We start from the raw sequence: 25,106 nt of genomic DNA, 5'->3' as shown, positions 1-25,106 counted from the left end.
CGGTACGTCTTATTTTTATTGTCTTTTGCATTGCTTGTTATTGTTGTTGTACCAAACATATAGCAGGAGCCGTGCCAGTTTTTGCGATTCCTTATAAAACAAGGGCTTGAGCGCTTTGTGGGGGGCTGGCAGGCATAAAAAAGCCGGGTTCTCGTTACCATAAGACCCGGCTTTTGTTACGAGATGTTGAGGAGGTAACAGTGTGTGGAACCAAAAAGTGGCGCACCTGTCATCGCCGTTACGCTTTAGCTGCCGATCACCGCTCCAGTTTTACGGCGGGGGATGCCCAGGCGCTGACGGCGTTCCCACAGGCACTTGCGGCTAATGCCGAGTTTGCGCGCCAGTTCGGTCTCGGTCATGTGATCTTGATGCTCAAGGACGAAATGCTGGAAGTAGTCCTCTAGAGACAAGTCTTCCGTTGGTTCGTGAGCGTTACTGCTGGTGTGCTGTACGGGGGCGCTGAGGAAATCGTCGTCCTCCAGGTCATCCAGTTCGATATCGATACCCAGCAGCTCAGCGGAAATCTCCGAGCCTTCGCAGAGGATGACTGCACGCTCGATGGCGTTTTCCAGCTCGCGTACGTTACCCGGCCAGGGGTAGTGTCGGATGGCTTGTTCCGCGTCATGGGCGAAGCGCAACTCGCTACGGCCCATCCGCGCGGACTGGCGGGCGAGAAACAGGCCGGCGATCTCGCTGACGTCGGCGCCGCGCTCGCGCAGGGCGGGCAGTTTCAGGGCGATGACATGCAGGCGGTAAAACAGATCCTCACGGAACTGACCAGTTTTGGCCAAAGTTTTGAGGTCGCGGTGAGTGGCGGCGATCAAACGTACGTCGACCTTTTGCGATTGCACTGAGCCAACTCGGCGAATCTCGCCTTCCTGCAGGACGCGCAGTAGACGGGCCTGAGCTTCCAGTGGCAGCTCGCCAATCTCGTCAAGGAATAAGGTGCCTCCGTCAGCGGCTTCCACCAAGCCGGCACGCCCGGCATTGGCACCGGTGAACGCCCCTTTTTCGTGGCCAAACAGTTCGGACTCGATCAAGGTTTCCGGAATCGCCGCGCAGTTCACCGAGATCATCGGTGCTTTGGCGCGTTTGGAGAGGTTGTGCAGGGCGCGCGCGACCAGCTCCTTGCCGGTGCCGGACTCACCTTGGATCAGTACGGTCGAATCGGTCGGAGAGACTTTGCGAATCTTGCTGTAAAGCTCCTGCATCGAGGTGCAGGAACCGATTATGCCGATCTCGCCGTTGCTATTGTTCGCAGGTTTGTCGGAATTGCGGCTGCCGTTAGCGCTGCTGCGTTCGCTCGGCGCGCTCTTGGCGTCTTGCCGGTCGCGGAGGATGCGGGCGACAGCCTGGAGCATTTCGTCGTGATCGAAGGGTTTGGCGATGTAGTCCACCGCACCCATTTTCATCGAGTCCACCGCCGAGCGCAGGCTGGCGTAGCTGGTCATGATCAGCACCGGGGTGCCTTGGCCGAGCTTGATCAGCTCGGTACCGGGGGCGCCCGGCAGGCGCAGATCGCTCACGATCAAGTCGAAACTGGGGATGCTGAAACGCTCTTGCGCTTCCTGCACCGAGCCGGCTTCGCTGACCTCGTATTGGTTGCGCTCCAGCAGGCGGCGTAGGGCCGAGCGGATAATGGTCTCGTCTTCGACGATCAGAATGTGTGGCATTAATTCAGTTCTCTCGACGGTCTCTGGTCACTGCGGACGTCGCTTCGACGTGCCGCGGTAAAGTTACCCGAATACGGGTGCCGCGCTGGTGCTCGGGATCGGCCGGGCTGTCGATGGTAATTTGCCCATAATGCTCTTCCACGATTGAATAGACCAGTGCGAGGCCCAGGCCCGTCCCTTTGCCTGGGTCCTTGGTGGTGAAGAAGGGCTCGAACAGGCGGTCCATGATTGCCTTCGGAATGCCCGTGCCCTCGTCCTCGACGATGAGGTCGACGGTATGTTCGGAGGCCTCGCTTTTGACCCGGATAGCGCCGCCAGGTGGCGAGGCATCGCGGGCGTTCGAGAGTAGGTTGATCAGTACTTGCGCCAGGCGCTGCGGATCGCCCTCGGCCCAGTGCTCGGGATCGCAGAGGTTGAAGAACTGCACCTCGACACTGCGCCGATTGAGCGACAACAAGCCGATGGCGTCTTGCGCCACTTCAGCCAGGCAGACCGGTTCCTCCGGCTGCTGGCGGGCGCCGGCGTGGGCGAAACTCATCAGTGATTGCACGATGCGCGAGACGCGTTTGGTCTGTTCGATAATTTGACTGCTGATCTCGCTCAGTTCGCCGTCACCTTCACGTTCCTCGCGCAGGTTCTGCGCCAGGCAGGCGATGCCGGTGATCGGGTTGCCAATCTCGTGGGCGACCCCGGCGGCCAACCGTCCGATGCTGGCCAGGCGCTCGGAATGCACCAGCTTGTCTTCCAGCATTTGGGTTTCCGTGAGGTCTTCGACCAGCAGCACCAGCCCGGTGTTACCGGGCGCCAGCGGTTCGTCGATGGCGGCTTTGTGCAGGTTGAGCCAGCGGATCTGGCCGTCGAGCGCTAGGCGTTGTTTGTGCAGGTGCTCGTCTGGCAGATTGATGAAGCCTTCCAGCAAGTCTTTCCACGGCTCGCCGAGGGCCGATAGGCGCGAACCGACTACGCGCAGCGCGGCGATCCCGGTCAGATCCTCCATGGCACGGTTCCACATGAGGATTTCCTGATCTTTGGCCAGCGAGCACACGCCCATCGGTAACTCTTGCAGGGTCTGCCGGTGGTAGCGGCGCAGTGCGTCCAGCTCGGCGGCCAGGCCGGTGAGGCGCGAGTGGTAATCCTCCAGGCGGCTCTCGATGAAGTGGATGTCCTCGGTCACGTAGCTTTCGCTGCCGGATTTATACGGCAGGAAGGTTTCGACGATGTCCTGTGCCACGCTCGGCCCCATCAGGCCGGAGAGGTTGGCCTCGATGCGGTCGCGCAGGCGGCGCAGGGCATACGGGCGGTTTTCGTCGAAGGGCAGGTGCAGGTCACGCAAGGCCTGTTCGACCTCGCGCTGCGCGGTTTTTGCTCCGAGCGGCTTGGCCAGTTGGGCAGCAAATTCTTGCGGCGACACGGCCAGCAGCTCGCGGCGTTGTGGGCGGCGCACATTATCCACCGCACAGGCCTCGGCGGCACTGCCCTCCTCGGGGCTGGCCTCGGTGAACAGCGAGACCAGGGTGAAGATCAGCACGTTGGCCGCCAGCGAGGCAATCGCCGCCAGGTGCCAACTGGTGTCGTCGAGGACATAGATGACATTGAACAGTGGCAGGTAGAGGCCCTGAAGGTTGCCGACCAGCGGTAGCAGCATGGTGGCCAGCCACACGCCGATCCCCGCCAGTAGGCCGGCGATAAAGCCGCGGCGGTTGGCGGCTGGCCAGTACAGCACGGAGAGCACGCCAGGGAGGAATTGCAGGGTGGCGACGAAGGCGACGATGCCGAGGTTGGCCAGATCCTGCTCGGCGCCGAGCAGCAGATAGAAACCATAGCCGGCGGCGATGATGGCAATGATCAGCGCGCGTCGCGTCCACTTCAGCCAGCGATAGATATTGCCTTCGGCGGGCGGCTGATACAGCGGTAGCACCAGATGGTTGAGCGCCATGCCGGAGAGCGCCAGCGTGGTCACGATGATCAGCCCGCTGGACGCCGATAAACCACCGACATAGGCGAGCAAGGCCAGGGTGTCGTTGTTCACCGCGATACCGATGCCCAGGGCGAAGTATTCGGGATTGGTGGTGGCGCCGAGTTTCAGTCCGGCCCAGAGAATCAGCGGTACCGCCAGGCTGATCAGCAGCAGGAACAACGGCAGCCCCCAACTGGCGCTGACCATGGCACGCGGGTTGAGGTTCTCGGTAAAGGTCATGTGATACATATGCGGCATCACGATGGCCGAAGCGAAGAACACCAGCAGCAGCGTCCGCCAGGGGCCTTCCTGCAGCGGTGTGTGCAGGGCGGCGAGGGTGTCGCGGTTTTGCAGCAGCCAGAGCTCCAGTTCATGGGGGCCGCCGAACACCCCATAGAGTGCGTAAAGGCCAATGCCGCCGAGGGCCACCAGCTTGACCACGGACTCGAAGGCAATAGCGAATACCAGGCCTTCGTTCTTGCCGCGGGTGGCGATATGCCGGGCCCCGAACAAAATGGTGAACAGCGTGATCAGCGCGCAATAGCTCAGCGCCACGCGCGCCTGCACGGGTTCGCGGGTGAGAATGCCGATCGAGTCGGCCACCGCTTGAAACTGCAACGCCAGTAACGGCAATACGCCAATCAGCATGAATAGCGTGGTCAGTGCGCCGGCCCAGGTGCTGCGAAAGCGAAAGGCGAATAGGTCGGCCAGTGACGACAGTTGATAGGTGCGGGTAATACGCAGGATCGGGTAGAGCAGTACCGGGGCGAGTAGAAAGGCGCCAGACACCCCAAGGTAACTGGCGAGGAAGCCGAAGCCATACTGATAGGCCAGGCCCACGGTGCCATAAAAGGCCCAGGCACTGGCGTAGACCCCAAGCGAGAGGGTGTAGGTCAACGGGTGACAGATGATCCAGCGCGGGATTAGCCCGCGCTCACTGATCCAGGCGACACCAAACAGCACCAGCAGGTAGGCGGCGCTGATCAGAATCAGCTGACTTAGACTAAAGCTCGTCAGCATCACGTTGGCTCTGCAGGATAAAGGTCACCACGATTAGGATCAGCCACAACAGGTAGGGGCGGTACCAGGCACCGGTAGGGTCGATCCACCAGTCCATGATGGCGGGGGAGAAGAGGTAGATCCCCACCACCAGAAGTAAGACCAATCGGTAGATGTACATGCCGTGTCTCGTGTCAGGGATGCGGCGATGTTAACGGAAGGACGCTGGAAGCTGGAAGCGTTGGGCACAGTAGGTCGGATAAATCGTGCAGTGATCGATCCGCCCCAACTGGGGTAACGGCGGATAACGCGTTGCGTTGGACGCCCGACAGCATCAGCGCAACTGCGCTTCGGCCAAGGTGCGGCGGCGTGGGATGCGGCTGGCGTCCCAATGGCGGATGCCCCAACTCAGCAGTTCATGGGGGCGTGCGTCGCTCAACTCGCTGGGGACGCTTTGGCCGAGTGTGTGCAGGGCGCGGATCAACAGCGGTGCGGCCTGATCCGCGGGCAGCGGCGGTGAGCGGTAGGACTTGCCGAGCTTATGGCCGTCCGGTTGGATAATTAACGGCACGTGCAGGTAACGCGGTTGCGGCAGACCAAGCAGTTCCTGCAGATAAAGTTGCCGTGGCGTCGAATCGAGCAGGTCGGCGCCGCGGACCACATCGGTTACGCCTTGCCAGGCATCGTCGATGACCACGGCTAATTGATAGGCGTAGAGCTCGTCGCGGCGACGGATCACGAAGTCACCGACCTCGCGGCCGAGGTGCTGGCGAAACTCACCCTGCACACGATCGGCAAAGTGATACTCCAGCTCCGGTACGCGTAAGCGGATAGCCGCAGCGTGCTGGGCATGCCCGGCATTGCGACAGAAACCGGGGTAGATACCGTGATGGTCTTCCAGTTGTTTACGTGAGCAGGTGCAGGCGTAAGCCAGGCCTTGGCTGAACAGACGATCGAGTACCGCGGCGTAGGCCGCATACCGTTGGCTTTGACGGACCAGTTCGCCGTCCCACTCGAAGCCGTAGCTTTCCAGGGTTTTCAGGATGGCCGTCTGCGCGCCCGGCACTTCGCGGGGCGGGTCGATATCCTCCATGCGCAGCAGCCAGGTGCCGCCACAGGCTTTGGCGTCTAGATAGGATGCCAGCGCCGCGACCAGAGAGCCGAAGTGCAGGTAACCGCTGGGAGTCGGGGCGAAGCGCCCAATATAGGCAGAAGTGTTCATGCGCGCAGGGGCTGCTAGAAATGAAGCGGGGCGCCTAAGCGCCCCGTTCTGAGATCAGGAACCGATCTGCTTTTCTTTGATTTCCGCCAAGGTTTTGCAGTCGATGCACAGGGTGGCGGTAGGACGGGCTTCCAGGCGGCGGATGCCGATCTCGACGCCGCAGGAGTCACACCAGCCGTAATCGTTGTCTTCGATCAACTGTAGGGTCTGGTCGATCTTCTTGATCAGCTTGCGTTCACGGTCACGGGCACGCAGTTCCAGGCTGAACTCTTCTTCCTGGCTCGCGCGGTCGGCCGGGTCCGGGAAGTTGGCAGCTTCGTCCTGCATGTGATGCACAGTCCGATCGACTTCCTGCATCAGCTCCAGCTTCCACTTCCCCAGAATATTGGTGAAGTGAGCGCGCATGGGGTCGCTCATGTACTCCTCGCCCTTCACTTCTTTATAGGGTTCGAAGCCACGATTCAGGTCGTTCTTTGCTTTTGCTTTGGTGGGCATGGATGACCGCCTCTTAATCTCTCTAATCCACTGCGCAGGATGATGTCCATTGCCGTCATTTTGCCGGCCCTGCGGCTGCAAGCGGGCGAACTTACCAGATCGCCCACGGCCGCGCCACTCCTGGATGTCGTGGTTGCTGCTGTTTACCCGGATGGTTGGTTAGAATCTCTTCCTTAACTTATATAAAGGAAGGCTAATGATCCCGTCCTACAGTGCTCGCAGCCGCGCGATCGAACCCTTTCACGTCATGGCGTTGCTCGCTCGGGCCAATCAGTTGCAGGCGGATGGTCATGATGTCATCCACCTGGAGATCGGCGAGCCGGACTTCACCACCGCTGCGCCGATCATCGCCGCGGGCCAAGCCGCGCTAGCCGATGGGCATACCCGCTACACCGCGGCGCGGGGTTTGCCGGCACTGCGTGAGGCCATCGCCAGCTTCTACGCACAACGCTATCGATTAAGCATAGACCCCGAACGGATCCTCATTACTCCCGGTGGTTCCGGTGCTTTGTTGTTGGCCACCAGCCTGTTGGTCGATCCGGGTAAGCACTGGTTGCTGGCCGATCCTGGGTATCCTTGCAACCGGCATTTCCTGCGCCTGGTCGAAGGCGCCGCGCAGTTGGTGCCGGTGGGCCCCGAGGTGCGCTATCAACTGACCCCGGCGTTGGTCGAGCGTTATTGGGATCACGACAGTGTCGGTGCGCTGGTCGCTTCGCCAGCCAACCCGACCGGCACCTTGTTGCAGCGCGCTGAGCTGGCGGCACTCTCCGGGGCATTGAAAGAGCGCGGTGGCCATCTGGTGGTGGATGAGATCTATCACGGCCTGACCTACGGCGTGGAGGCTGCCAGCGTGCTGGAGGTGGATGACGAGGCGTTCGTCCTCAACAGTTTCTCCAAGTATTTCGGCATGACCGGTTGGCGCCTCGGCTGGCTGGTGGCGCCGCCGGCTGCGGTGCCGGAGTTGGAGAAGCTGGCACAGAACCTCTATATCAGCGCCTCGAGCATGGCCCAGCATGCGGCGCTGGCCTGCTTCGAGCCCGCTACTCTGGCAATCCTCGAAGAGCGCCGCGGCGAGTTCGCCCGGCGTCGCGACTTCCTGCTGCCGGCCTTGCGTGAGCTGGGATTCGGTATCGCTGTCGAGCCGGAAGGCGCTTTCTATTTATATGCGGACATCAGTGCTTTCGGCGGCGATGCTTTTGCTTTCTGCCGACACTTCCTGGAAACCGAGCATGTCGCCTTTACCCCGGGGCTGGATTTCGGTCGCTATCAGGCCGGTCATCACGTGCGTTTCGCCTACACCCAGAGCCTGCCTCGATTGCAGGAGGCGGTCGAGCGGATTGCCCGCGGCCTGAAAAGCTGGCAGCCCTGATGCGTTTTGTTCCAGAGTTGGAGCAGGGTCGACTGCTGCGCCGCTATAAGCGTTTCCTCGCCGATATCGAAACCAGCGGCGGTGAGCAATTGACCATCCACTGCCCGAATACCGGCTCGATGCTCAATTGCATGGTCGAGGGCGGGACGGTCTGGTTCAGCCGCTCGAATGACCCCAAGCGCAAGCTGCCGGGCACGTGGGAGCTCAGCGAAACTCCGCAAGGGCGACTGGCCTGCGTGAATACCGCACGGGCCAATCCCTTGGTCGAGGAGGCGCTGAAGGCTGGCGTGATTGCCGAGCTGGCAGGTTTCACGGCACTCAAGCGTGAGGTGGCTTACGGTCAGGAAAACAGCCGGATCGATTTTCGCCTGGATTACCCGAGCGGTCCGGCCTTTGTCGAAGTGAAGAGCGTCACCCTCGGCTTTGAGGGTTCAGCGATCGCGGCTTTCCCCGATGCGCGCACCGAACGCGGTGCCAAGCACCTGCGTGAACTGGCGACCTTGGCGCGTCAGGGCGTGCGCGCGGTGCAACTGTATTGCGTGAACCTGTCGGGGATCGACGCGGTGCGTCCTGCGGCGGAAATCGACCCGGCTTATGCCGCCGCGCTGCACGAAGCACTGGCGGAGGGTGTCGAGGTACTGGCTTATGCCGCTGAGTTGTCGGCGCAAGAGATTCGCCTCACCCGGCGACTTGAGGTTCACCTGTAGTTTTCTAGGCAGGCAATTCGACCCAGATACCGGCGGCATCCTCGCGACAGGTCAGCGCGTTGAGCGCTTGCCCGGAGCAGGGGCCGGCCACGCACTCGCCGGAGTCGATCAGAAAGAGGGCGCCGTGGGTGGCGCATTGGATCAGGCTGCCGCTGTGATCGAGGAATTGATCCTCCAGCCATTCCAGCGGCACGCCGCGGTGCGGGCAGCGATTCTGATAGGCATAGACTTGGCCGTCCTTGCGCACCGCCAAGAGTTTCAGTCCATCCAGTGAAAAGCCCCGGCTCTGGCCTTCAGCCAGTTCGTCCAGGGCGCATAAGCGAATCATCGGCACCTCCATCACAGGGCGGGCATTATCCCGCGCCGTGCTGGCTTGCCAAGTAGGACGAAGTCCTTGCGCGTGAAAAGGGCTAGATTTCCCAGATCAGGTTGACCGCCGCGTGGCGGCCCGGCTGGGTGAAGCGGCCCAGGCTCGGGCTGTTGGTGTCCAGCCCCTGGACATCACCCCATTGCCAGTACTGTTTGTCGGTCAGGTTGAAAAGGCCGGCGTTGACCGAGAACTGCTCGCTGATCTGCCACCAGCCGTTGACGTCGAGGGTGCCATAGCCTGGCGTTTCGAATTGTTCGCTGATGCGCAGCGCGGCGCTCTGGCTCTGGTCGACGCGCGTCTTGGCGCCCACCAGGGTCCAGGCTATATCGCCGCCGAACTGCCCGCTCGGCGCGGCATAGCCCAGGCCGAAGACCGCCTTGAGCGGGTCGACGCTATTGATCGGCGCGCCGTTTTCCTCGTTTTTGCCGCGGGCATAGGCGATGGCGCCATGCAGACGGGTGCCGGTTGGCAGGCCGAACTGATCGAGGAACAACTCGCCCTTGGCTTCTGCGCCGCGGATGGTGACTTTGCTCAGGTTTTGCGACTGGTAGGTCAGCAGCCCGGCACCGGTCGGATCGGGGATGGTTACCGAGTCGATGAAGTCCTTGTAGCGGTTGTAGAACAGCGCCAGCCCAAGGCTGCCGACATCGTATTTGCCGCGCAGGCCGATTTCGAAACTATTGCTGGTTTCCGCTTTCAGGTCGGTGTTGGCGATGGTCTGGTAACCCATTGCCGAGTTGACGAACTCGCCGAAGATATCTACCGCATCCGGTGACTTGAAGCCGGCCGCATATTGGCCGTAAACGCTGTGCAGGCCGTCGAGCTGGTAGGTGACGCCAAACTTGGGCGACAAGGCATGGTCGCTGAAGTTGGACGGGCTTTTATTGATCGGTTTGCTGTTGAGGTACTCCTGGGTGACGTCTGGCTTCAGCTCGTAGTAGTCGTAACGCAGGCCGGGCAACAGGGTCCAGCGGCCGATCTCGATGCTGTCCTGGACGAACAGAGCGTATTCGCTAGTGGTCGGGTCCGGGAAGTCGCTGAGTGGGAAGGTCTCTGCGCCGAAGGCCGGCGGCGTCGGCAGGCCGGTGGTGGCAAACACTTCGTCACCGGTGCGCAGGTCGCTACTGTCCAGGCGTTTCACGTCCACGCCGTAGATCAGGTGATGGTTGGCCATGCCAGTCTCGAACAGCTTGTCCAGCTTGGCATTCAGCGCCCACAGTTCTTCCTGGTAGTTCGAGTCGCGGCTGCGGTTGCGGAATCTACCGCCGCTAAAGCGCTGTTGGAATGTCTGCTGACGGATTTCGCTGTCCTGATAGCTCAGTTGCCAGTCGATGCTGTCGGCAATGGCGCTGTTCAGCTCGAACTGGTGTTGCAGGCTGACGCGCTCACGGTCCGTGCTGTCCTTGGCATTCGAGGTACGGATGGTCGCGGTATTGCTGTATTCGCTGAGCACCTTGGTGTCGGCGTCATTTTCGTTGCGCTCGTAGGTCAGTTGCAGGCGATCGTTGCCGGAGTAGTTCCAGCCACTTTTGACCAGTAGGTTCTGCGCCTTGTAGTCCTGCGGGTTGGCTTCTTCGCGAGCGCTGCCGATGCCGCCTCGCCCACCATGAGTGTCTACGGCTTGGCCGTCGCGACGACCGAGATGCAGCAGGCCATCGACCTGGCCCTGGCGACCGGCGACGGTAGCGCTGCGGAGCCAGCTGTCATCGGCACCGTCATAGCCGGTCTTCAGGCGCGCATAGGCGTCATCGCCTTCGTCCAGGTAGTCCGCGGCATCCTTGGTCAGGAAGCTCACTGCGCCGCCGATGGCGTCGCTGCCATATAGCGACGAGGCTGGACCGCGAATGATTTCCACCTGTTTCACGGTGTCAGGGTCGATGTAATTGCGCCGGGCATCGAGGAAGGGGCCGAAATTGAAGGCGTCCGCTACGCCGACACCGTCCACCTGGGTCAGCACGCGGTTGCCACCGATGCCGCGGATGGTGAAGCCGGACAGGCCGAAACGGCTGCCGGTGCCGCTGACCGAAACCCCCGGCTCGTAGCGCACCAGATCCTGGAGGTTGTTCACGTTCTTCTGGTCGATATCGCGTTCGGTCTGGACTGAAACGGTGCTCGGCACCTTGTCCAGGGGCTGTTCGCTGCGAGTTGCAGTCACGGTCACGGTATCGAACTGGGTGGCGGTTTTGGCTGCTTCTGCAGCCAGGGCCAGGGACGGTGAGAGTAGCAGCAAGGCCAGCAAGGGCCGGCGGGCGAAGGGTGGGCGGTTGGACATGGGCTGGCTCCTGAAGCGAGAACGGCAGGTGACTTCGGTGGCCACCGGTTAGATATCGGCGGAAGACGTTAACGAGCTTGACATGCAAATGCAAATAATTATCAAATAGATTCTGATTTTATGGGTCGGGACTCTAATGTCGCGTTTCTCGCTTTATTTCCTGCTGTCGCTGGCACTGCATGCGGTGGCGGGCTTGTTGTTGCGCGAGTCGACTTTAGGCGCGGGGCGACCGCAGGAAGCGGCGCTGCCGGCGGAGTTGGCGGTGATGACGATTCAGTTGCAGGCAGCTCCCCAGACGCTTGCGGTAGCGCCATCGGCTGCGCCGCCTGCGACTGCCGTGCAAGCGCCTCCAGTCGTGGCGCCAGTTGCACCGGTGCGAGCCAAAGTGCCGGCGCGAGCGCCGGCAAAAGCCCCGCCGCAGCGGCAACCGCTGCCGCCCAAGCCCGTGCAACTGGCGGCGAAAACCGCGCCGGCGGTCAGCCGCAGTGAGCTTGCAACTGCAACTGCAACGACAACGGCTACAGCGGCACAGCTGCCGATGCAGTCGGTCGTTAGAGAAGTGTTCAGTCGCGCGCCGGCATTTCTGCAGCCGCCCGCGCCGCCGCGCTACCCGACGCAGGCGCGGCGACGCAATCAGCATGGCGTGGTGTTGCTCGAAGTGCGGCTGGACGAACGAGGCCAGCAGCGGGCGTTGCAGGTGCTGCGCTCTTCTGGGGTCGCAAGCCTGGATGAGGCCGCAGTGCAGGCCGTCGCCGCCTGGCGCTTCCGCCCGGAAACCGAGGACGGCCGCCCCGTCCCCAGCCGTGTCCAAATACCTATCGAGTTCGCCCTGACGGCGAGCCGTTGATTGTGATGAAGGAGTTCCATCCATGAGCACTCAGACCCAGGCCGCCGCGGTGGCCAATGACCTTTACCTGGCCTGGCAGGTGCTGCGCACCGAGCAGCCACGTCTGCGCGCGCGGGATGCCGCCGAGCGTCTGGCGGTCAGCGAAGCGGAGCTGATCGCCAGCCGGCTGGGCGTCGATACGCAGCGTCTGCAACCTGACTGGTCGGCGCTGTTACCAGCCCTCGGTGAGCTGGGTTACGTAATGGCGCTGACGCGCAACGAGCACTGCGTGCATGAACGCAAGGGCTTTTACCGTGAAGTAACGGTGACGCCGAATGGGCAGATGGGGTTGGTGGTGTCGGCTGAAATCGACCTTCGGTTGTTCCTCGGTGGTTGGGCCAGCGTGTTTGCCATCGAAGAGGCAACCAGCAAAGGCACCCAGCGCAGTATTCAGGTGTTCGACCGCCAAGGCGTGGCAGTGCATAAGGTGTTCCTCACCGAGGACAGCGAGCTCAAGGCCTGGGCGCCGCTGGTCGAGCGCTTTCGCGCGGCGGAGCAGAACGCCGAGCTCGACCTGCAACCGCTACCGGCGCGCACGGTGCCGACGGCGGACGGGTTGATCGACGTCAACTCGCTGCGCGTCGGCTGGTCGACCTTGAAAGACACTCATCACTTCTTTGCATTATTGAAGCAGCACGGCGCGACACGTACCCAGGCGTTGCGTCTGGCCGGGCGCGAGTGGGCCGAACCGCTGGCACCGGCCGAGTTGCCGAAGTTGCTGGAGACGGCGGGTGAGACTGAAGTGCCGCTGATGGTGTTTGTCGGCAATCGTCATTGCATCCAGATCCATAGCGGCCCGGTGCGCAACCTGCGCTGGATGGACAGCTGGTTCAACGTGCTCGACCCTGAGTTCAATCTGCACCTGAAGAGCCTGTCGGTGGCCGAGTTGTGGCGGGTACGTAAGCCGAGCACGGATGGCGTGATCACCAGTTGGGAAGCCTTCGATGCGGATGGCGAGTTGATCGTCCAGCTCTTCGGCGTGCGTAAGCCAGGCATCCCGGAGCGGGAAGACTGGCGGACGCTGGCCGAAACCGCTGCGGCATTGGATGCCTAAGCGCCGATCTACTGTCAGCGCTCAGCACGCCTGGCCGGTAATGCCGCTCACGTAGGTTGGTGCTGAACGCAGTGATGCCCAACAAGGAGTCGCCCAGCGACTTCCCTTTGCTCGGATTCGAACGTGACCGCCCGGCCTTGCAGGCCGGTTGTTGGGCATCGCCTTCGGCTCAGCACCAACCTACGTTCAGTGCCAACCCTTACCGTTGTTTTCAACCCGCTGGCTCCGCCCTAACAGCAGGCCTCGCGGGATATTCGAATGTTGATGGAGTCGATTTGCCATGCGCTTTACTGCCTGTCTTGCCAGCCTTTGCGGCGGCTTTCTGCTGAGCCAGCTGGCCAGCGCCGCCGAACCATTGCCGCAACGCTGGGTCAGCGCGGGAGGCTCGCTGAGCGAATGGATAGTTGAACTGGGCGGCGAAGCCAAGTTGGTCGGCGTGGATACCACCAGCCAGCACCCTGCCTCATTAAAAGCCCTGCCGAGCATCGGCTATCAGCGGCAACTGGCCGCCGAGGGCATCCTCAGCCTGAAGCCTGACCTGCTGCTGGGCAGCGAAGAGATGGGCCCGCCGCCGGTGCTGGAGCAGCTCACGAGCGCAGGTGTGCGTATCGAGGCACTGTCAACCCGGGCCGATTTGCCGACCTTGGAGGGTAGCCTTACGCGTATCGGTGCGCTGCTCGGCGCGCAGCAGCGTGCGGCTCAGGTGCTGGCCGACTATCGGCAGCGTCTGCAGGCGCAGGCACGCTGGGTTGCGGCCGCACAGCGTAGGCAGCCGGCGCCGCGGGTACTGTTGCTGCTCGGTCATGCGGGCAGTAGTCCAATGGCGGCGGGGCGGGATACCGCTGCGGCCTGGCTGATCGAGCAGGCCGGTGGACGCAATGTGACCACGCATGCCAGCTACAAGGCGCTGTCGACTGAGGCGCTGCTGGCACTGGACCCGGAAGTGCTGATCTTTGCCGATCGCAGCCTGGTCGGGGCCGCCGCCAAGCAGGCGTTGCTCAAGCAGAACCCGGCGTTGGCCGCGACCCGCGCTGCGCGCACTGGGCGTTTGTTGGGGCTGGATCCGACGTTGCTGGTCGGCGGACTGGGTCCGCGGATTCCCGATGGGCTGGCAGTGCTCAGCGCAGCCTTCTATCCTGCCGCGCAAGCCCTGACCGCCGAAGCTAAGCCGCAACCATGAATTCTGTCGTTCAACCGCGCTCATTGTTTATCGCCCTGGGCTTGTTGCTGGTGCTCGCGCTCTGGCTGTCGCTGGCCTTGGGGCCGGTTAGTTTGCCGTTGGCCGACACTCTGCGCGCCGCGCTACGTCTGCTTGGCTTGCCATTGTCTGGCCTGGGGCTGGAACAGGCGGAGTTGATTCTCGGGCAAATCCGTATGCCGCGAACCCTGTTGGGGTTGGCAGTCGGCGCGGTGCTGGCGCTGTCCGGGGTGGCGATGCAGGGGTTGTTCCGCAACCCGTTGGCGGACCCCGGCTTGGTCGGCGTCTCCAGTGGCGCGGCGCTTGGTGCGGCGATTGCCATCGTCGGTGGTGCCGCGTTTGGTGGTCTGCCGGAGGCTGTCGCGCCGTATCTGCTGTCGCTGTGTGCTTTCGCCGGCGGATTGGGCGTGACTGCGCTGGTCTACCGCCTCGGTCGCCGGGATGGCCAGACCAGCGTCTCGACCATGCTGCTGGCCGGTATCGCCTTGACAGCCCTGGCTGGCGCGGCCATCGGCCTGTTCACCTACTTGGCCGATGACGCGACGCTGCGCACCCTGACCTTTTGGAATCTTGGCAGCCTCAACGGCGCCAGCTACGCGCGTCTGTGGCCGTTATTGCTGGTCACTGCCGGCGTTGGGCTGTGGTTGCCGCGCCGGGCCAAGGCCTTGAATGCCTTGCTGCTCGGTGAGTCCGAGGCCCGCCATCTGGGTTTCGAGGTCGAGCGCTTGAAGCGCGAGTTGGTGTTCTGCACCGCGCTGGGCGTCGGTGCTGCGGTGGCGGCGGCGGGGATGATCGGCTTTATCGGCCTGGTGGTGCCGCACTTGGTGCGCTTGCTGGTCGGGCCGGATCACCGTGTGCTGCTGCCCGCTTCGGCGTTGGCGGGGGCGAGCTTGTTGCTATTTGCGGACGTGCTGGCGCGTTTGGCGTTGGCGCCGGCGGAGTTGCCGATCGGGATTGTCACCGCGCTGCTGGGGGCGCCGTTCTTCCTTTATTTATTGCTGCGAGGACGTGCCTGATGCTGCGTGCGGAAAATCTGGCGGTGCGGCGTGGCGCCAAACTTGTGCTAACGGATATCAACCTCGAACTACAGCCGGGCGAAGTGCTTGGCGTGCTCGGCCCAAATGGCGCGGGCAAGAGCACCTTGCTTGACGCGCTGGGTGGCGAATTGAGGCCGACCCATGGGCAGGTTCTGCTGGATCAGCGGCCGCTCGCCGAGTGGCCAGGCCCGGAGCGCGCCCAACGCTTGGCCGTGTTACCGCAAAGCTCGCCTTTGAACTTTGCTTTCCGGGTCGAGGAGGTGGTGGGCATGGGCCGCCTGCCGCACGCCAGTGGTCGCGCGCGCGACACGGAAATCATCAATGAGGCACTGGTCGCCGCGGATGCTATGCACCTTGCCGGGCGCAGCTATCTGGAACTGTCCGGCGGTGAGCGCCAACGCGTGCACCTGGCCCGGGTCTTGGCGCAGCTGTGGCCCGGTGCGGCGGGGCAGAGCCTGTTGCTGGATGAGCCGACCTCGATGCTCGATCCCTTGCATCAACACACTACCCTGCAAGCGACGCGCACCTTTGCCGAGCGTGGTGCGGCGGTGCTGGTGATCCTGCATGACCTGAACCTTGCGGCGCGTTATTGCGATCGCGTGCTGTTGCTGGAGCGTGGCCGCCCGCATGCGCTGGGTAGCCCGGATGAGGTGCTGCGGGCCGAGCCGCTACAAGCGGTGTTCGGCCTGGAGGTGCTGGTGCAGCGCCACCCGGAACGCGGTCATCCATTGATCATTGCCCGCTAAGAGCCTGTTCATGATCTGCTGCGCGTCGGTAATGCGGCGTTGAAATCGGGCTCAAAATGCTCATTTACCACGTGTAAACTGCGCTTTTGACTCGCTTCGCTCGCCCTGCGGGCCAGCCTTTGGCTGTTACTCCGCTTCGCTACGTTTCGCCCGATTTCGCCTTGCCTGACCTTAGCTCGCGAGATCGTGAACAGGCTCTAAGGAAATCCGATGCGCTTCTTTGTATTGCTGTGTTCGCTGGCGTTGGCGGCTTGCCAGTCGGTGCCGCCGCTGCCTGCCTGGCAAAGTCCAGAAGGGCTCGAGCATGCCGACCTCGGCGTGATCCGTGATCTGCGCAGTGGTGAGCAGCTGACCCCGCGGCAACTGATCGAGCGTCTGGCAAAAGCCCCGCGGGTGTTGGTAGGCGAGCAGCACGACAACCCGGATCAACATGCTTTGCAGTTGTGGTTGTTGCAGGCGCTGGTGGCGCAGCGGGCGCAAGGTAGTCTATTGCTGGAAATGCTCAATCCGGACCAGCAGGCCAAGGTCGAGCAGGCGCGGGTGGCCATGGCTGCAGGCCAGCCACTGGCCGATCTGCCGGGCGCGTTAGCTTGGCAGCAGAACTGGGATTGGGCGTTGTACGGCCCGATCCTGCGTTATGCCTTGGCTCAGCCTTATCCCGTGCTGTCGGCCAATCTGGACCGCGGTGAAATTATGCAGATTTACGCCGCGCGGCCCGCGCTCAGCGGCACGGCCTCGACCGCGGCTGTGGTACGCGCGCCCTTGCTGGCGCAAATTCGCGAGTCGCATTGCGGGCTGCTGCCTGAAGATCAGTTGCCGGCCATGCTCGCTGTGCAGCAACAGCGTGATCGGCGGATGGCCGAGCGCCTGTTGGCCGCGCCAGAACCGGCGATCTTGTTCGCTGGCGCCTTCCATGTGCGGCGTGACCTGGGGGTGCCACTGCACTTGGCCGATCTGGGCGCCGCGCAGGGCAGCCAAGTGCTGATACTGACTGAAGTCGGTAAACCGGTGGCTGCCGAGACCGCTGATTTTGTCTGGTACAGCGCGGCGCAGCCGGAGCAGGACCACTGCGCTAAACTGCGCCGCTAGCCCCCGTTACCGCCTATGGCTGTGGCGTATTCCCGGTGCTTCTCGCGCCAGGGCACTCCCAATGCCCGCCGCCGATGATCTGTTGACCCGCTGTTACCGCGAAAGCCTCGAGGATGTGCTGAGTCGTACTGAGTCGAGGGGCAGCGCGTGGCTAGCGTGATCAATGGATGGCGGGAGCATTTTTCGAGATTCGCCAGGGGCGTCTCGCGCCAACCGGTCACTGCTCCAATCCGCCGGACGGGCTGGTTCAGGTCGATTATTGAAGGTCGCTGGGGCGCTACTTTATGGCGGGCAAAAAAAGACCCGGCAAGAGCCGGGTCAAAACCGTGATTAGCCTGATGAGGAGATAATCTGAAAAGTCCGACTGAATGGTCTCTCAGCTTATCGACTGATCTCGCGACCAGTTGTGATAATAATAACAATTCTCATTTGTATGTCAACACTCCGTTTTCAACTTTTTCTAACTCGGCACAATCCAGCTCACAGAAGCTAGGAACCCGGCACAGGGCCGGGTTCTTGGTGAGCGGAGCAGGCTCTAGGCCTCTCTACGCGGTAGCCGCAGCTGGGTGACTTCCTTGTTCAGTAGGTCGATGCGGCGCGCCATGCTCTCGATCAGGCTGTGTGCGATCCGCGGGTTGCTCTGCATCAGGCTAAGGAATTGTTCCTTGGGAATCGCCATCACCGTACATGGCTCACTGGCCAGTACCGTGGCGCTGCGCTTCTCGCGGGTGAACACGGCCATGGCGCCGAAGATCTCATCTTTCTGCACATCACCGACTTTGTGCCCGTCGACATAGGCTTCGGCGTGGCCCTCGATAATGATGAATACGTGATCGGCCTCGTCGCCCTGGTGGATCAATTCTTCGCCAGCGGCAAAATGCTGGAAGCCGGTAGCTGGGCGAATTTCCGGCTGCTTTAGGCGTGCCAGTGCGTCAGAGAGCAATGCGGTATGGCCGATCAGGTATTGGATGAGCAGCTCTTGGCGATGCTCGCTAGCATAGATGTGCTTGAACACGTCGCTGCGCAAATACGGAATCAGGCTCAGTGGTTCTTCGCTGCTGTAACGGCAGCTGGGCAGTTCGATGCCCTGGCGCAGACCAACCAAATCGCCTTCCTGCAGGTAGAACAGCGGGCGCTCGTCAACCAGCGCATGCAGCAAACCATTTTCGATAATAAACAACTGGTTGCCCGGCAGTGTCTGCGCCAGGTCCTCGACCCGCTCAAGGCACACGGGAGCACCCATAGGTTCCAGTCCTTCCAGCAGTTGGGTGGGGATGCTTTGCAGTCGGTTGATCAGCTGATCGGCGTAGGCCGGTTGCTCCCCGAGTAGGTACATACAGTAATTCCTTGAGCTGGCTGGGCAGGCGAGAACGCACGAACGTCCCTGAGACAATAGGTTGTGCCAAGGCTTGCGTAAATCGCCGCGCGCAGAGGTTGTGAGCTAGCTCTTATTGCGCAGCAGAATGGCATCCAACTGGCCGTTCAACTCTGCTTTATGGGCGGGCGGCAATTCATTCCAATGCACATTGAGCAATGCGCCTTCGATCGCATACAACAAGACTTTCGATGCGCGAAAGCCGCGCGCCTGCACCGCTCGGTAGGCGCCGACCGCACCTAGTCGGCGCAAGTCGGTAACGCTGTGGATGCCGACGGCGTGCAGCCACTGCGCCGAGGTTTTGCCCAAGTTCTTCAGATGCTGCAGTTCGTCGTTCATCCTGCCTCCTTGCAATGGGGCATCGCTACCGAAGATTTAGTGAGTCGGGAAGCCTGCGAGAAAGTGTAGCGGCCAACGGACAAAGCGTGGTTGATTGAGATCGCCCCAGGCATGTCGCAGTGTCGGTGTCAGCTCCGTCACCGGGTCGTGGCCGTGTTGACGCTCCCAGCGCTGGACTGCAGACCAGGTACGCAGATACCCCAGCAGATGCTCGAAACTCCACTCCACTCCAATCGCGAAAGGCGGTAGCTGGATGAGGGAGAAGGGCGCCTGCAGGTCGCGATATCCAGCATCTACGCTGGCACGCCCCTGCGGCCAATAGCCGTTGAGCGTGTTGCTGTAGAACTCGTCGATCACGGCATCGAGTGCAGGGTCGATGCGCATCAAGCTGTAACACCAGGCGCAGAACAGGCCGCCGGGCTTGAGGAGGCGACGTACCTCTGCGAAAAATGCGGGAGTGGCGAACCAGTGCAGGGCTTGTGCGACCACAATCAAGTCAAGGCTGCTGGCGGCTAAGGGCAGCGCCTCGGCATCTGCGGCAAACAATTCAATCCCTTGCAGTTCCTGACTGGCGGTCAGTTGCTCGACGCTGGCATCGCAGGCGAGTACCTGCTCGAAATAGGCAAGCAGTGGGCGGCTGGCTTGGCCGTTGCCGCAGGCGATATCCAGTGCGCGTTGTCGTGCGGGGCTGTGCTCGGCTAGCCAGGCGAACAGTTCGGCAGGGTATGCCGGGCGGAAGCTGGCGTAAGCGCCCGCTCGGGCGCCGAATAAACGGGCAATTTCACTCATGCTGCTAGCTCGGCCGGTAGCGCATACGGGTGCCGAAGTTGAGCGACATGAGGATCTCGTCGGCGCTCAACTCAACAGGGAAGTAAGCCCCTGAGATCTGCGCATGCGCCAGGCTCGCGCCTTCCATGCAGGTCTGCCGAAGGTCGAGGCCGCGCAAGTCGGCACCGCGAAAGTAAGCGTCGGTGAAGTTAATGCCATTGGCGTGCAAGGCGCGCAAATCGAGACCACGAAAATCACCATTGGAGAGGTCGATTTCGCCGCTCTGGGGCTTTTGCGCATTGAAACTGGGGATGTCTTCGTTATGCAGGAAGCGGTACAGCGGGTGATCAAGTTGGCGCGGCTGGCTCATAGCATCTTTCCGGCGAAGGGCTCACCGGCAGTATAGAGGTCGCGGCGCGCTCTGCTCGCCGCGACTGTTCCAGCTATTCTTGGCTCTGCTTAGAGCCCCGGCAGGCGTTGGCGAATGCGCATGATCAAGCTGTCCAGGCTGGCGCTCTCATGGGTATCGACGCGTTTGCTATGGGCCTGTTCTTCAGCACTGAGTGCTTCGCGGCTGGCTTGTTGGGCCTGGATGACTTCCAACGTGGCATCGGACGAGTCCTGGCCGGCGTTCTGGCGTTGTGCCAACCAGCTGGTGATAACGCTTTCCGGGGCCTGGCAGTCGAGGATCAGGAAAGGCGCGCCGGTCTCTTCCGCAACATGCCAGGCGGCTTCGCGCGGAGCGTGTTTAAGGTAAGTTGCGTCGATCACTACCGGGAAGCCGGCATGCAGCGCAGCATCGGCCAGTTCGTGCAGACGCTGATAAGTGGCCGCGCTGGCGTCTTGGCTATAGATGCCGGCGCTCAACTGGCCTTGGTTAGCAGCAGCTTGCTCACCGAACAAACGCTTGCGCTCGACATCCGAGCGCAAGCGGATGGCGCCAAGTGCCTCGACCAGGCGCATGGCCACATGGCTTTTGCCAACCGCGGAAACTCCGTGGGTGATGGCGAGGAAGCGTGAAGGAATGGCGCTGTAGCTTTCCGCCAGGGCGGCATAGCTGCGGTACTGGCGCAGGATCACCGCACGCTGCACTGCATCCTGTTCCTGGCCGAGGCGGAACAGGCTGACCTTGCCGCGCACCATTGCGCGGTAGGCTTTGTAGAAGTTCAGCAACTCCAGTGCGGCATAGTCACCGGTCTGCTCCAGCCAGGCACTGACGAAGCGCCGTGCCAGCGGCTTGAGGCCGCGGTCTTCCAGGTCCATGGCGAGAAAGGCGGCATCCGAGGCGATGTCGATCAGGCGGAACGGTTCGTTGAACTCGATGCAGTCAAACAGCACCACTTCGCCATCGATCAGGGTGACATTGCCCAGGTGGATATCACCATGGCATTCGCGAATGAAACCTTCAGCCTTACGCCGCTCAAGCAACGGCTTGAGCCGCTCGAAGCTGCTTTCGGCCCAGGCTTGCAGGGCATCCAACTGCTGCAGGTCGGCCTTTTCCGAGAGCATGGCGCGGGCCTGTTCGAAATTCTGGGTGACCGGCGCCATGATCGCAGCCGGGGTGCCGAGCGGATGCTCGAGGGCTACCCGTGGGGCGACCAGGTGGAAGCTGGCGATCTGCTGGGCGAGGGCATCGATATGCGCAGTGGTCAGTTCGCCACGGGCCTGGACTTCGCCGAGCAGTTGGCTCTGCGGGAACTGGCGCATCTTCAGGGCATATTCGATGGCCGGGCCATCGCCGCCTAGCTGCGGCGCTTCGAGGCTGCCGCTGATCGGCAGGACCTCCAGGTACAGGCCTTGGGTCAGGCGCTGATTTAGGCGCAATTCTTCGTGGCAAAAGTGCTGGCGTGCGGCCAGGTCGGTGAAGTCGAGAAAGCCAAAATTCACCGGCTTTTTGATCTTGTAGGCATAAGGGCCGGTTAGCAGCACCCAGGAGATATGCGTCTCGATGACCTGGAAACCGTCCACGGGGTGTGGGTAAAGGGCCGGGTTCTGCAGGGCGGCAATCAGGGGCTGGCTCACGGTCTATCCTTGAGTTACGGACTGGTTAGAAGGCTGACATTATGGCGACTGTGCGCGGCTCTGCAAACCGCCAGGTGGCGGCTCTCTGCTCTAGATAAAGTGCGTATAATGCGCCGCCATGACTCGTACTCGATCCCCTCGTTCTTCTCGTTCGCGCCCCAAACACCGTACTGGCGGCATGCGCCCTTGGCTTGGTTGGCTAGTAAAACTCAGCCTGGTGGGGCTGGTGGTGTTGGCCGGTTTCGCCGTTTATCTGGATGCCGTGGTGCAGGAGAAATTCTCCGGCAAGCGCTGGACTGTGCCAGCCAAGGTTTACGCTCGCCCGTTGGAGCTGTTCGTCGGCCAGAAACTGGCCAAGAACGACTTTCTGACGGAGCTGGACGCCCTTGGCTACCGCCGCGAAAGCGCCGCCAATGGCCCAGGCGCGGCGGCGGTGGCGGGCAATAACGTTGAGCTGAATACCCGCGGTTTTCAGTTTTATGAAGGTGCCGAGCCAGCCCAGCGCATTCGGGTGAAGTTCTCCGGCGACTATGTTGCAGGGCTTACCCAGGCTAGCGGTCAGGAACTGGCGGTGGCGCGGCTGGAGCCGTTGCTGATCGGTGGCCTCTACCCGGCGCACCATGAAGATCGCATCCTGATCAAGCTGGATCAGGTGCCACCTTATCTGGTGGAAACCCTGGTAGCGGTGGAAGACCGGGAATTCTTCCATCACTTCGGGGTGTCACCGAAGTCCATCGCCCGCGCCTTCTGGGTCAATGCCAGTGCCGGGCAATTGCGCCAGGGCGGCAGTACGCTGACCCAGCAGTTGGTGAAGAACTTCTACCTGACCAGCGAGCGCAGCCTCACCCGTAAAGCCACCGAGGCTCTGATGGCGCTGCTGCTTGAGCTGCATTACGACAAGCAGGAGATTCTCGAGGCTTACCTCAACGAGGTCTTCCTTGGCCAAGATGGCCAGCGCGCGGTGCATGGTTTCGGCCTGGCCAGCCAGTATTTCTTCAGTCAGCCGTTGGCTGAGCTCAAGTTGCATCAAGTGGCGCTTCTGGTCGGTATCGTCAAGGGGCCGTCTTACTACAACCCGCGGCGTTTTCCAGAGCGGGCGCTGGAGCGCCGTAATTTGGTCATTGACCTGCTGGCGGAGCAGAACGTGGTGACTCCGGAAGAGGCAGCTGCCGCCAAGAAGATGCCGTTGGGTGTGACCAAGCGCGGCAGTTTGGCCGACAGTTCTTACCCTGCGTTCCTCGACTTGGTTAAGCGTCAGTTGCGTCAGGATTATCGGGACGAGGACTTGACCGAAGAAGGTCTGCGCATTTTCACCAGCTTCGATCCAATTCTTCAGCAGAAGGCCGAAGGCGCGCTCAACTCAACGCTGACGGGGCTGTCCGGGCGCAAGGGGGTCGACCAGGTGGAAGCGGCGATGGTCGTGACCAATCCTGAAAGTGGTGAAATCCAAGCCATGATTGGCAGCCGCCAACCACGGTTCGCCGGTTTTAATCGGGCACTGGATGCGGTGCGGCCGATTGGCTCGCTGATCAAGCCGGCGGTTTACCTGACTGCGCTGGAGCGCCCGAGCCAGTACACCCTGACCAGTTGGCTGGTCGATGAGCCGTTCTCGGTGAAAGGCCAGGATGGCCAGGTTTGGCGCCCGCAAAACTACGATCGCAAGGCGCATGGCACTGTTTATCTGTATCAGGGCCTAGCCAACTCCTACAACCTCTCCACGGCCAAGCTCGGCCTGGAATTAGGTGTGCCGAAGGTGCTGAAAACGCTGGAGCGGCTTGGCGTCTCGCGCGATTGGCCAGCCTATCCCTCGATGCTTCTCGGTGCCGGGGCGTTGAGCCCGATTGAGGTGGCGACCATGTATCAGACCCTGGCCAACGGCGGTTTCAACACCCCGCTGCGTGGCATTCGCAGTGTCTTGACTGCCGAAGGGGAACCTCTGAGGCGTTATCCTTTCCAGATTCAGCAGCGGTTCGACCCGGGCGCGATTTATCTGGTGCAAAATGCCATGCAGCGCGTGATGCGCGAGGGCACTGGGCGCTCGGTGTACAGCCAGTTACCCGGCTCGTTGACTCTGGCCGGTAAAACCGGCACCAGTAACGATTCGCGAGATAGCTGGTTCGCCGGGTTCAGCCAGGATCTGCTCGCGGTGGTCTGGCTCGGGCGTGACGATAACGGCTCGACGCCACTGACGGGGGCTACCGGTGCGTTGCAGGTCTGGACCGGCTTCATGCGTAAGGCCGATCCGCTGCCGCTGAATATGCCGTTGCCGGATAATGTCGTTCAGGCTTGGGTCGACGCCAACAGCGGTCAGGGCTCCGACTCGAGCTGCCCGAATGCCGTGCAGATGCCGTATATTCGTGGCAGTGAGCCGCCTCCTGGAGCTGCCTGCGGTCTACAGGCGCCAGTGGACGAAGTCATGGACTGGGTGCGCGGCTGGATGAATTAAGTGAAGAGGTGCTCAGTGAATAAGTGGTTGATTCCAGCGTTAGTGGCTACAACCCTGCTGACTGGTTGTGCCAGTGTGCCGCGCGGCGCTATTCCGGTCGTGGACTCCGGTGCACCGCTGTCTGCTGACAGGCCAGCGGCGGGTGGTGGCGGTGCTTATCGCCCAAGTCCTGCACAGCCGCAGGCGGTTGCGCAGGACTCTGGGGTCGTGGTGATGGTGCCAGGGGCGGGTGGTAGTTCGGCACCGATCCAGACCTTCCCGGCGGCGAGTGCGCCGCAGGGCGGCTCGAGCGCTAGTGCGCCGATTAGCCCCGGACCTATCAGCACTGCGCCGATGAGCAGCGGTGGCTATACGGTGCCGGCGCCTGTGGTGCCGAGCGGGATTCCTTCTGCCGGTGGCTTGGCGGCGGATGAGCAGCTCGATGGGCCGGTGCTGGCACTGCTGACCACCGCTCAGCAACAGCAGAGCAATGGCGATTTGAACGGCGCCTCGTCCAGCCTGGAGCGCGCCCAGCGTATAGCTCCGCGTGAGCCGCAGGTGCTCTACCGCTTGGCTCAGGTACGCCTGGCTCAAGGGGATGCGGCCCAAGCGGAGCAATTCGCACAGCGTGGCCTGACCTATGCCAATGGTCGTCCAGCCTTGCAGGCGAGCCTGTGGGGTCTGATCGCGCAAGCCCGTGAGCGGCAGGGTAATGTGGCGGGTGCGACACAAGCCCGCGAGCGTGCTCGAGTCAATCTCTGATGGATGCTCGCCTGCCGCTGCTGGCCGAACAGTTGCTCCTGATTGAGCGTGAGCTGCGCCTACAGGGCTGGTGGGCAGCGACGCCACCTAGCGCTGAAGCACTGGCTAGCGAGCAGCCATTTTGCGTCGATAGCCTGGCTTTCGAGGAGTGGCTGCAGTGGGTGTTTCTGCCGCGCATGAAGGTGATTGTGGAGAGTGGCAAGCCACTGCCCAGTACTTCAGGCATCCGGCCGATGGCAGAGGTGGTCTTTCGCGAGCGCGTTACGCAGGCCAAGACCTTGTTGGAGTTGCTTGGCGAGTTCGATCGTTTGATCGGCAGTGCGGCGTAGAGCCGCACCGCT

23 protein-coding genes are annotated in these 25,106 nt (G+C 62.0%); 11 read left to right on the top strand and 12 right to left on the bottom strand.

The genetic code is table 11. The features are described from left to right. Window positions 1-245: 245 nt before the first annotated feature. The 5 genes from D3879_RS21085 to dksA all read right to left on the bottom strand — a co-directional run bounded on the left by D3879_RS21085 (window position 246) and on the right by dksA (window position 6,346). On the bottom strand, window positions 246-1,673 hold the full coding sequence (locus D3879_RS21085) for a sigma-54-dependent transcriptional regulator (RefSeq protein ID WP_119956173.1): 1,428 nt from the start codon (window positions 1,671-1,673) through the stop codon (window positions 246-248). A gap of 4 nt (window positions 1,674-1,677) precedes the next feature. Continuing rightward, a complete protein-coding gene (locus D3879_RS21080) occupies window positions 1,678-4,650 on the bottom strand; it encodes a sensor histidine kinase (RefSeq protein WP_119956172.1) in 2,973 nt (990 codons plus the stop codon). Next, entirely contained in the window at window positions 4,634-4,810 is a 177-nt protein-coding gene (locus D3879_RS21075) for a hypothetical protein (protein ID WP_010796831.1), read from the bottom strand. Before D3879_RS21075 ends, D3879_RS21080 begins: the two co-directional genes overlap by 17 nt. Window positions 4,811-4,963: 153 nt before the next feature. Next, on the bottom strand, window positions 4,964-5,851 hold the full coding sequence (gene gluQRS, locus D3879_RS21070; RefSeq protein WP_119956171.1) for a tRNA glutamyl-Q(34) synthetase GluQRS: 888 nt from the start codon (window positions 5,849-5,851) through the stop codon (window positions 4,964-4,966). A 54-nt stretch (window positions 5,852-5,905) separates the two neighbouring features. Then, window positions 5,906-6,346 carry an RNA polymerase-binding protein DksA gene (gene dksA / locus D3879_RS21065; protein WP_119956170.1) on the bottom strand — a complete coding sequence of 147 codons (441 nt, stop codon included), beginning with the start codon at window positions 6,344-6,346 and terminating at the stop codon, window positions 5,906-5,908. A 196-nt stretch (window positions 6,347-6,542) separates the two neighbouring features. On the opposite strand from dksA, the gene D3879_RS21060 reads away from it, so the two are divergent. Both D3879_RS21060 and sfsA read left to right on the top strand, forming a co-directional pair. Further along, window positions 6,543-7,715 (top strand): pyridoxal phosphate-dependent aminotransferase, encoded by a 1,173-nt coding sequence (locus D3879_RS21060; protein WP_119956169.1) that lies wholly within the window; start codon window positions 6,543-6,545, stop codon window positions 7,713-7,715. Continuing rightward, window positions 7,715-8,422, top strand: coding sequence for a DNA/RNA nuclease SfsA (gene sfsA / locus D3879_RS21055; protein ID WP_119956168.1), 708 nt, complete (start codon window positions 7,715-7,717; stop codon window positions 8,420-8,422). Before D3879_RS21060 ends, sfsA begins: the two co-directional genes overlap by 1 nt. Window positions 8,423-8,426: 4 nt before the next feature. Here sfsA and D3879_RS21050 read toward each other — a convergent pair whose 3' ends face one another. Both D3879_RS21050 and D3879_RS21045 read right to left on the bottom strand, forming a co-directional pair. Then, window positions 8,427-8,750: a Rieske (2Fe-2S) protein gene (locus tag D3879_RS21050; RefSeq protein ID WP_119956167.1), complete on the bottom strand. Its 324-nt coding sequence runs from the start codon at window positions 8,748-8,750 to the stop codon at window positions 8,427-8,429. 82 nt (window positions 8,751-8,832) lie between these two features. Beyond that, window positions 8,833-11,064, bottom strand: coding sequence for a TonB-dependent hemoglobin/transferrin/lactoferrin family receptor (locus tag D3879_RS21045; protein WP_119956166.1), 2,232 nt, complete (start codon window positions 11,062-11,064; stop codon window positions 8,833-8,835). Between the two features lie 136 nt (window positions 11,065-11,200). Here D3879_RS21045 and D3879_RS21040 point away from each other — a divergent pair, with 136 nt between their 5' ends. The 6 genes from D3879_RS21040 to D3879_RS21015 all read left to right on the top strand — a co-directional run bounded on the left by D3879_RS21040 (window position 11,201) and on the right by D3879_RS21015 (window position 17,074). Beyond that, window positions 11,201-11,911, top strand: a complete 711-nt coding sequence (locus D3879_RS21040) for an energy transducer TonB (RefSeq protein ID WP_119956165.1) — start codon at window positions 11,201-11,203, stop codon at window positions 11,909-11,911. A 22-nt stretch (window positions 11,912-11,933) separates the two neighbouring features. Then, window positions 11,934-13,004, top strand: a complete 1,071-nt coding sequence (locus D3879_RS21035) for a hemin-degrading factor (protein WP_119956164.1) — start codon at window positions 11,934-11,936, stop codon at window positions 13,002-13,004. A 280-nt stretch (window positions 13,005-13,284) separates the two neighbouring features. After that, the gene (locus D3879_RS21030) at window positions 13,285-14,184 is read left to right on the top strand and encodes a heme/hemin ABC transporter substrate-binding protein (RefSeq protein ID WP_119956163.1); all 900 of its coding nucleotides are present in this window, start codon (window positions 13,285-13,287) and stop codon (window positions 14,182-14,184) included. Between the two features lie 50 nt (window positions 14,185-14,234). Next, window positions 14,235-15,218, top strand: a complete 984-nt coding sequence (locus tag D3879_RS21025) for a FecCD family ABC transporter permease (RefSeq protein WP_177412477.1) — start codon at window positions 14,235-14,237, stop codon at window positions 15,216-15,218. Further along, a complete protein-coding gene (locus D3879_RS21020) occupies window positions 15,218-15,985 on the top strand; it encodes a heme ABC transporter ATP-binding protein (protein WP_119956161.1) in 768 nt (255 codons plus the stop codon). Before D3879_RS21025 ends, D3879_RS21020 begins: the two co-directional genes overlap by 1 nt. 210 nt (window positions 15,986-16,195) lie before the next feature. Further along, on the top strand, window positions 16,196-17,074 hold the full coding sequence (locus D3879_RS21015; protein ID WP_119956160.1) for a ChaN family lipoprotein: 879 nt from the start codon (window positions 16,196-16,198) through the stop codon (window positions 17,072-17,074). A 535-nt stretch (window positions 17,075-17,609) separates the two neighbouring features. On the opposite strand, the gene D3879_RS21010 is transcribed toward D3879_RS21015, so the two are convergent. From D3879_RS21010 to D3879_RS20990, 5 genes are all read right to left on the bottom strand, one after another. Next, complete coding sequence (locus D3879_RS21010; RefSeq protein ID WP_119956159.1) at window positions 17,610-18,410, bottom strand: Crp/Fnr family transcriptional regulator; 801 nt, start codon at window positions 18,408-18,410, stop codon at window positions 17,610-17,612. Window positions 18,411-18,515: 105 nt separating this feature from the next. Next, window positions 18,516-18,788, bottom strand: coding sequence for a TfoX/Sxy family protein (locus D3879_RS21005; RefSeq protein ID WP_119956158.1), 273 nt, complete (start codon window positions 18,786-18,788; stop codon window positions 18,516-18,518). Window positions 18,789-18,824: 36 nt separating this feature from the next. Continuing rightward, window positions 18,825-19,577, bottom strand: coding sequence for a class I SAM-dependent methyltransferase (locus D3879_RS21000; protein ID WP_119956157.1), 753 nt, complete (start codon window positions 19,575-19,577; stop codon window positions 18,825-18,827). Between the two features lie 4 nt (window positions 19,578-19,581). Further along, window positions 19,582-19,926 carry a pentapeptide repeat-containing protein gene (locus D3879_RS20995; protein ID WP_119956156.1) on the bottom strand — a complete coding sequence of 115 codons (345 nt, stop codon included), beginning with the start codon at window positions 19,924-19,926 and terminating at the stop codon, window positions 19,582-19,584. A gap of 89 nt (window positions 19,927-20,015) precedes the next feature. Continuing rightward, window positions 20,016-21,578 (bottom strand): bifunctional aminoglycoside phosphotransferase/ATP-binding protein, encoded by a 1,563-nt coding sequence (locus D3879_RS20990; RefSeq protein ID WP_119956155.1) that lies wholly within the window; start codon window positions 21,576-21,578, stop codon window positions 20,016-20,018. Between the two features lie 118 nt (window positions 21,579-21,696). Here D3879_RS20990 and mrcB point away from each other — a divergent pair, with 118 nt between their 5' ends. From mrcB to D3879_RS20975, 3 genes are read left to right on the top strand one after another with little or no spacing between them, the layout of a single operon-like run. After that, window positions 21,697-24,024 (top strand): penicillin-binding protein 1B, encoded by a 2,328-nt coding sequence (gene mrcB, locus D3879_RS20985; protein ID WP_119956154.1) that lies wholly within the window; start codon window positions 21,697-21,699, stop codon window positions 24,022-24,024. A gap of 15 nt (window positions 24,025-24,039) precedes the next feature. Continuing rightward, window positions 24,040-24,765: a tetratricopeptide repeat protein gene (locus tag D3879_RS20980; protein WP_119956153.1), complete on the top strand. Its 726-nt coding sequence runs from the start codon at window positions 24,040-24,042 to the stop codon at window positions 24,763-24,765. Then, window positions 24,765-25,094 carry a YqcC family protein gene (locus D3879_RS20975; RefSeq protein WP_119956152.1) on the top strand — a complete coding sequence of 110 codons (330 nt, stop codon included), beginning with the start codon at window positions 24,765-24,767 and terminating at the stop codon, window positions 25,092-25,094. Before D3879_RS20980 ends, D3879_RS20975 begins: the two co-directional genes overlap by 1 nt. Window positions 25,095-25,106: the final 12 nt, after the last annotated feature.

It is taken from the genome of Pseudomonas cavernicola, assembly GCF_003596405.1.
GTDB classification, from domain to species: Bacteria; Pseudomonadota; Gammaproteobacteria; order Pseudomonadales; family Pseudomonadaceae; genus Aquipseudomonas; species Aquipseudomonas cavernicola.
Note: the sequence above shows the minus strand (reverse complement) of the source record. Positions and strands in the feature narration are given on the sequence as shown.

Bases quoted from the DNA above. Each gene is read 5' to 3' on its own strand.
- D3879_RS21085 (WP_119956173.1), bottom strand. From the start codon at position 1,673: ATGCCACACATTCTGATCGTCGAAGACGAGACCATTATCCGCTCGGCC.
- D3879_RS21080 (WP_119956172.1), bottom strand. From the start codon at position 4,650: ATGCTGACGAGCTTTAGTCTAAGTCAGCTGATTCTGATCAGCGCCGCC.
- D3879_RS21075 (WP_010796831.1), bottom strand. From the start codon at position 4,810: ATGTACATCTACCGATTGGTCTTACTTCTGGTGGTGGGGATCTACCTC.
- gluQRS (WP_119956171.1), bottom strand. From the start codon at position 5,851: ATGAACACTTCTGCCTATATTGGGCGCTTCGCCCCGACTCCCAGCGGT.
- dksA (WP_119956170.1), bottom strand. From the start codon at position 6,346: ATGCCCACCAAAGCAAAAGCAAAGAACGACCTGAATCGTGGCTTCGAA.
- D3879_RS21060 (WP_119956169.1), top strand. From the start codon at position 6,543: ATGATCCCGTCCTACAGTGCTCGCAGCCGCGCGATCGAACCCTTTCAC.
- sfsA (WP_119956168.1), top strand. From the start codon at position 7,715: ATGCGTTTTGTTCCAGAGTTGGAGCAGGGTCGACTGCTGCGCCGCTAT.
- D3879_RS21050 (WP_119956167.1), bottom strand. From the start codon at position 8,750: ATGATTCGCTTATGCGCCCTGGACGAACTGGCTGAAGGCCAGAGCCGG.
- D3879_RS21045 (WP_119956166.1), bottom strand. From the start codon at position 11,064: ATGTCCAACCGCCCACCCTTCGCCCGCCGGCCCTTGCTGGCCTTGCTG.
- D3879_RS21040 (WP_119956165.1), top strand. From the start codon at position 11,201: ATGTCGCGTTTCTCGCTTTATTTCCTGCTGTCGCTGGCACTGCATGCG.
- D3879_RS21035 (WP_119956164.1), top strand. From the start codon at position 11,934: ATGAGCACTCAGACCCAGGCCGCCGCGGTGGCCAATGACCTTTACCTG.
- D3879_RS21030 (WP_119956163.1), top strand. From the start codon at position 13,285: ATGCGCTTTACTGCCTGTCTTGCCAGCCTTTGCGGCGGCTTTCTGCTG.
- D3879_RS21020 (WP_119956161.1), top strand. From the start codon at position 15,218: ATGCTGCGTGCGGAAAATCTGGCGGTGCGGCGTGGCGCCAAACTTGTG.
- D3879_RS21015 (WP_119956160.1), top strand. From the start codon at position 16,196: ATGCGCTTCTTTGTATTGCTGTGTTCGCTGGCGTTGGCGGCTTGCCAG.
- D3879_RS21010 (WP_119956159.1), bottom strand. From the start codon at position 18,410: ATGTACCTACTCGGGGAGCAACCGGCCTACGCCGATCAGCTGATCAAC.
- D3879_RS21005 (WP_119956158.1), bottom strand. From the start codon at position 18,788: ATGAACGACGAACTGCAGCATCTGAAGAACTTGGGCAAAACCTCGGCG.
- D3879_RS21000 (WP_119956157.1), bottom strand. From the start codon at position 19,577: ATGAGTGAAATTGCCCGTTTATTCGGCGCCCGAGCGGGCGCTTACGCC.
- D3879_RS20995 (WP_119956156.1), bottom strand. From the start codon at position 19,926: ATGAGCCAGCCGCGCCAACTTGATCACCCGCTGTACCGCTTCCTGCAT.
- mrcB (WP_119956154.1), top strand. From the start codon at position 21,697: ATGACTCGTACTCGATCCCCTCGTTCTTCTCGTTCGCGCCCCAAACAC.
- D3879_RS20975 (WP_119956152.1), top strand. From the start codon at position 24,765: ATGGATGCTCGCCTGCCGCTGCTGGCCGAACAGTTGCTCCTGATTGAG.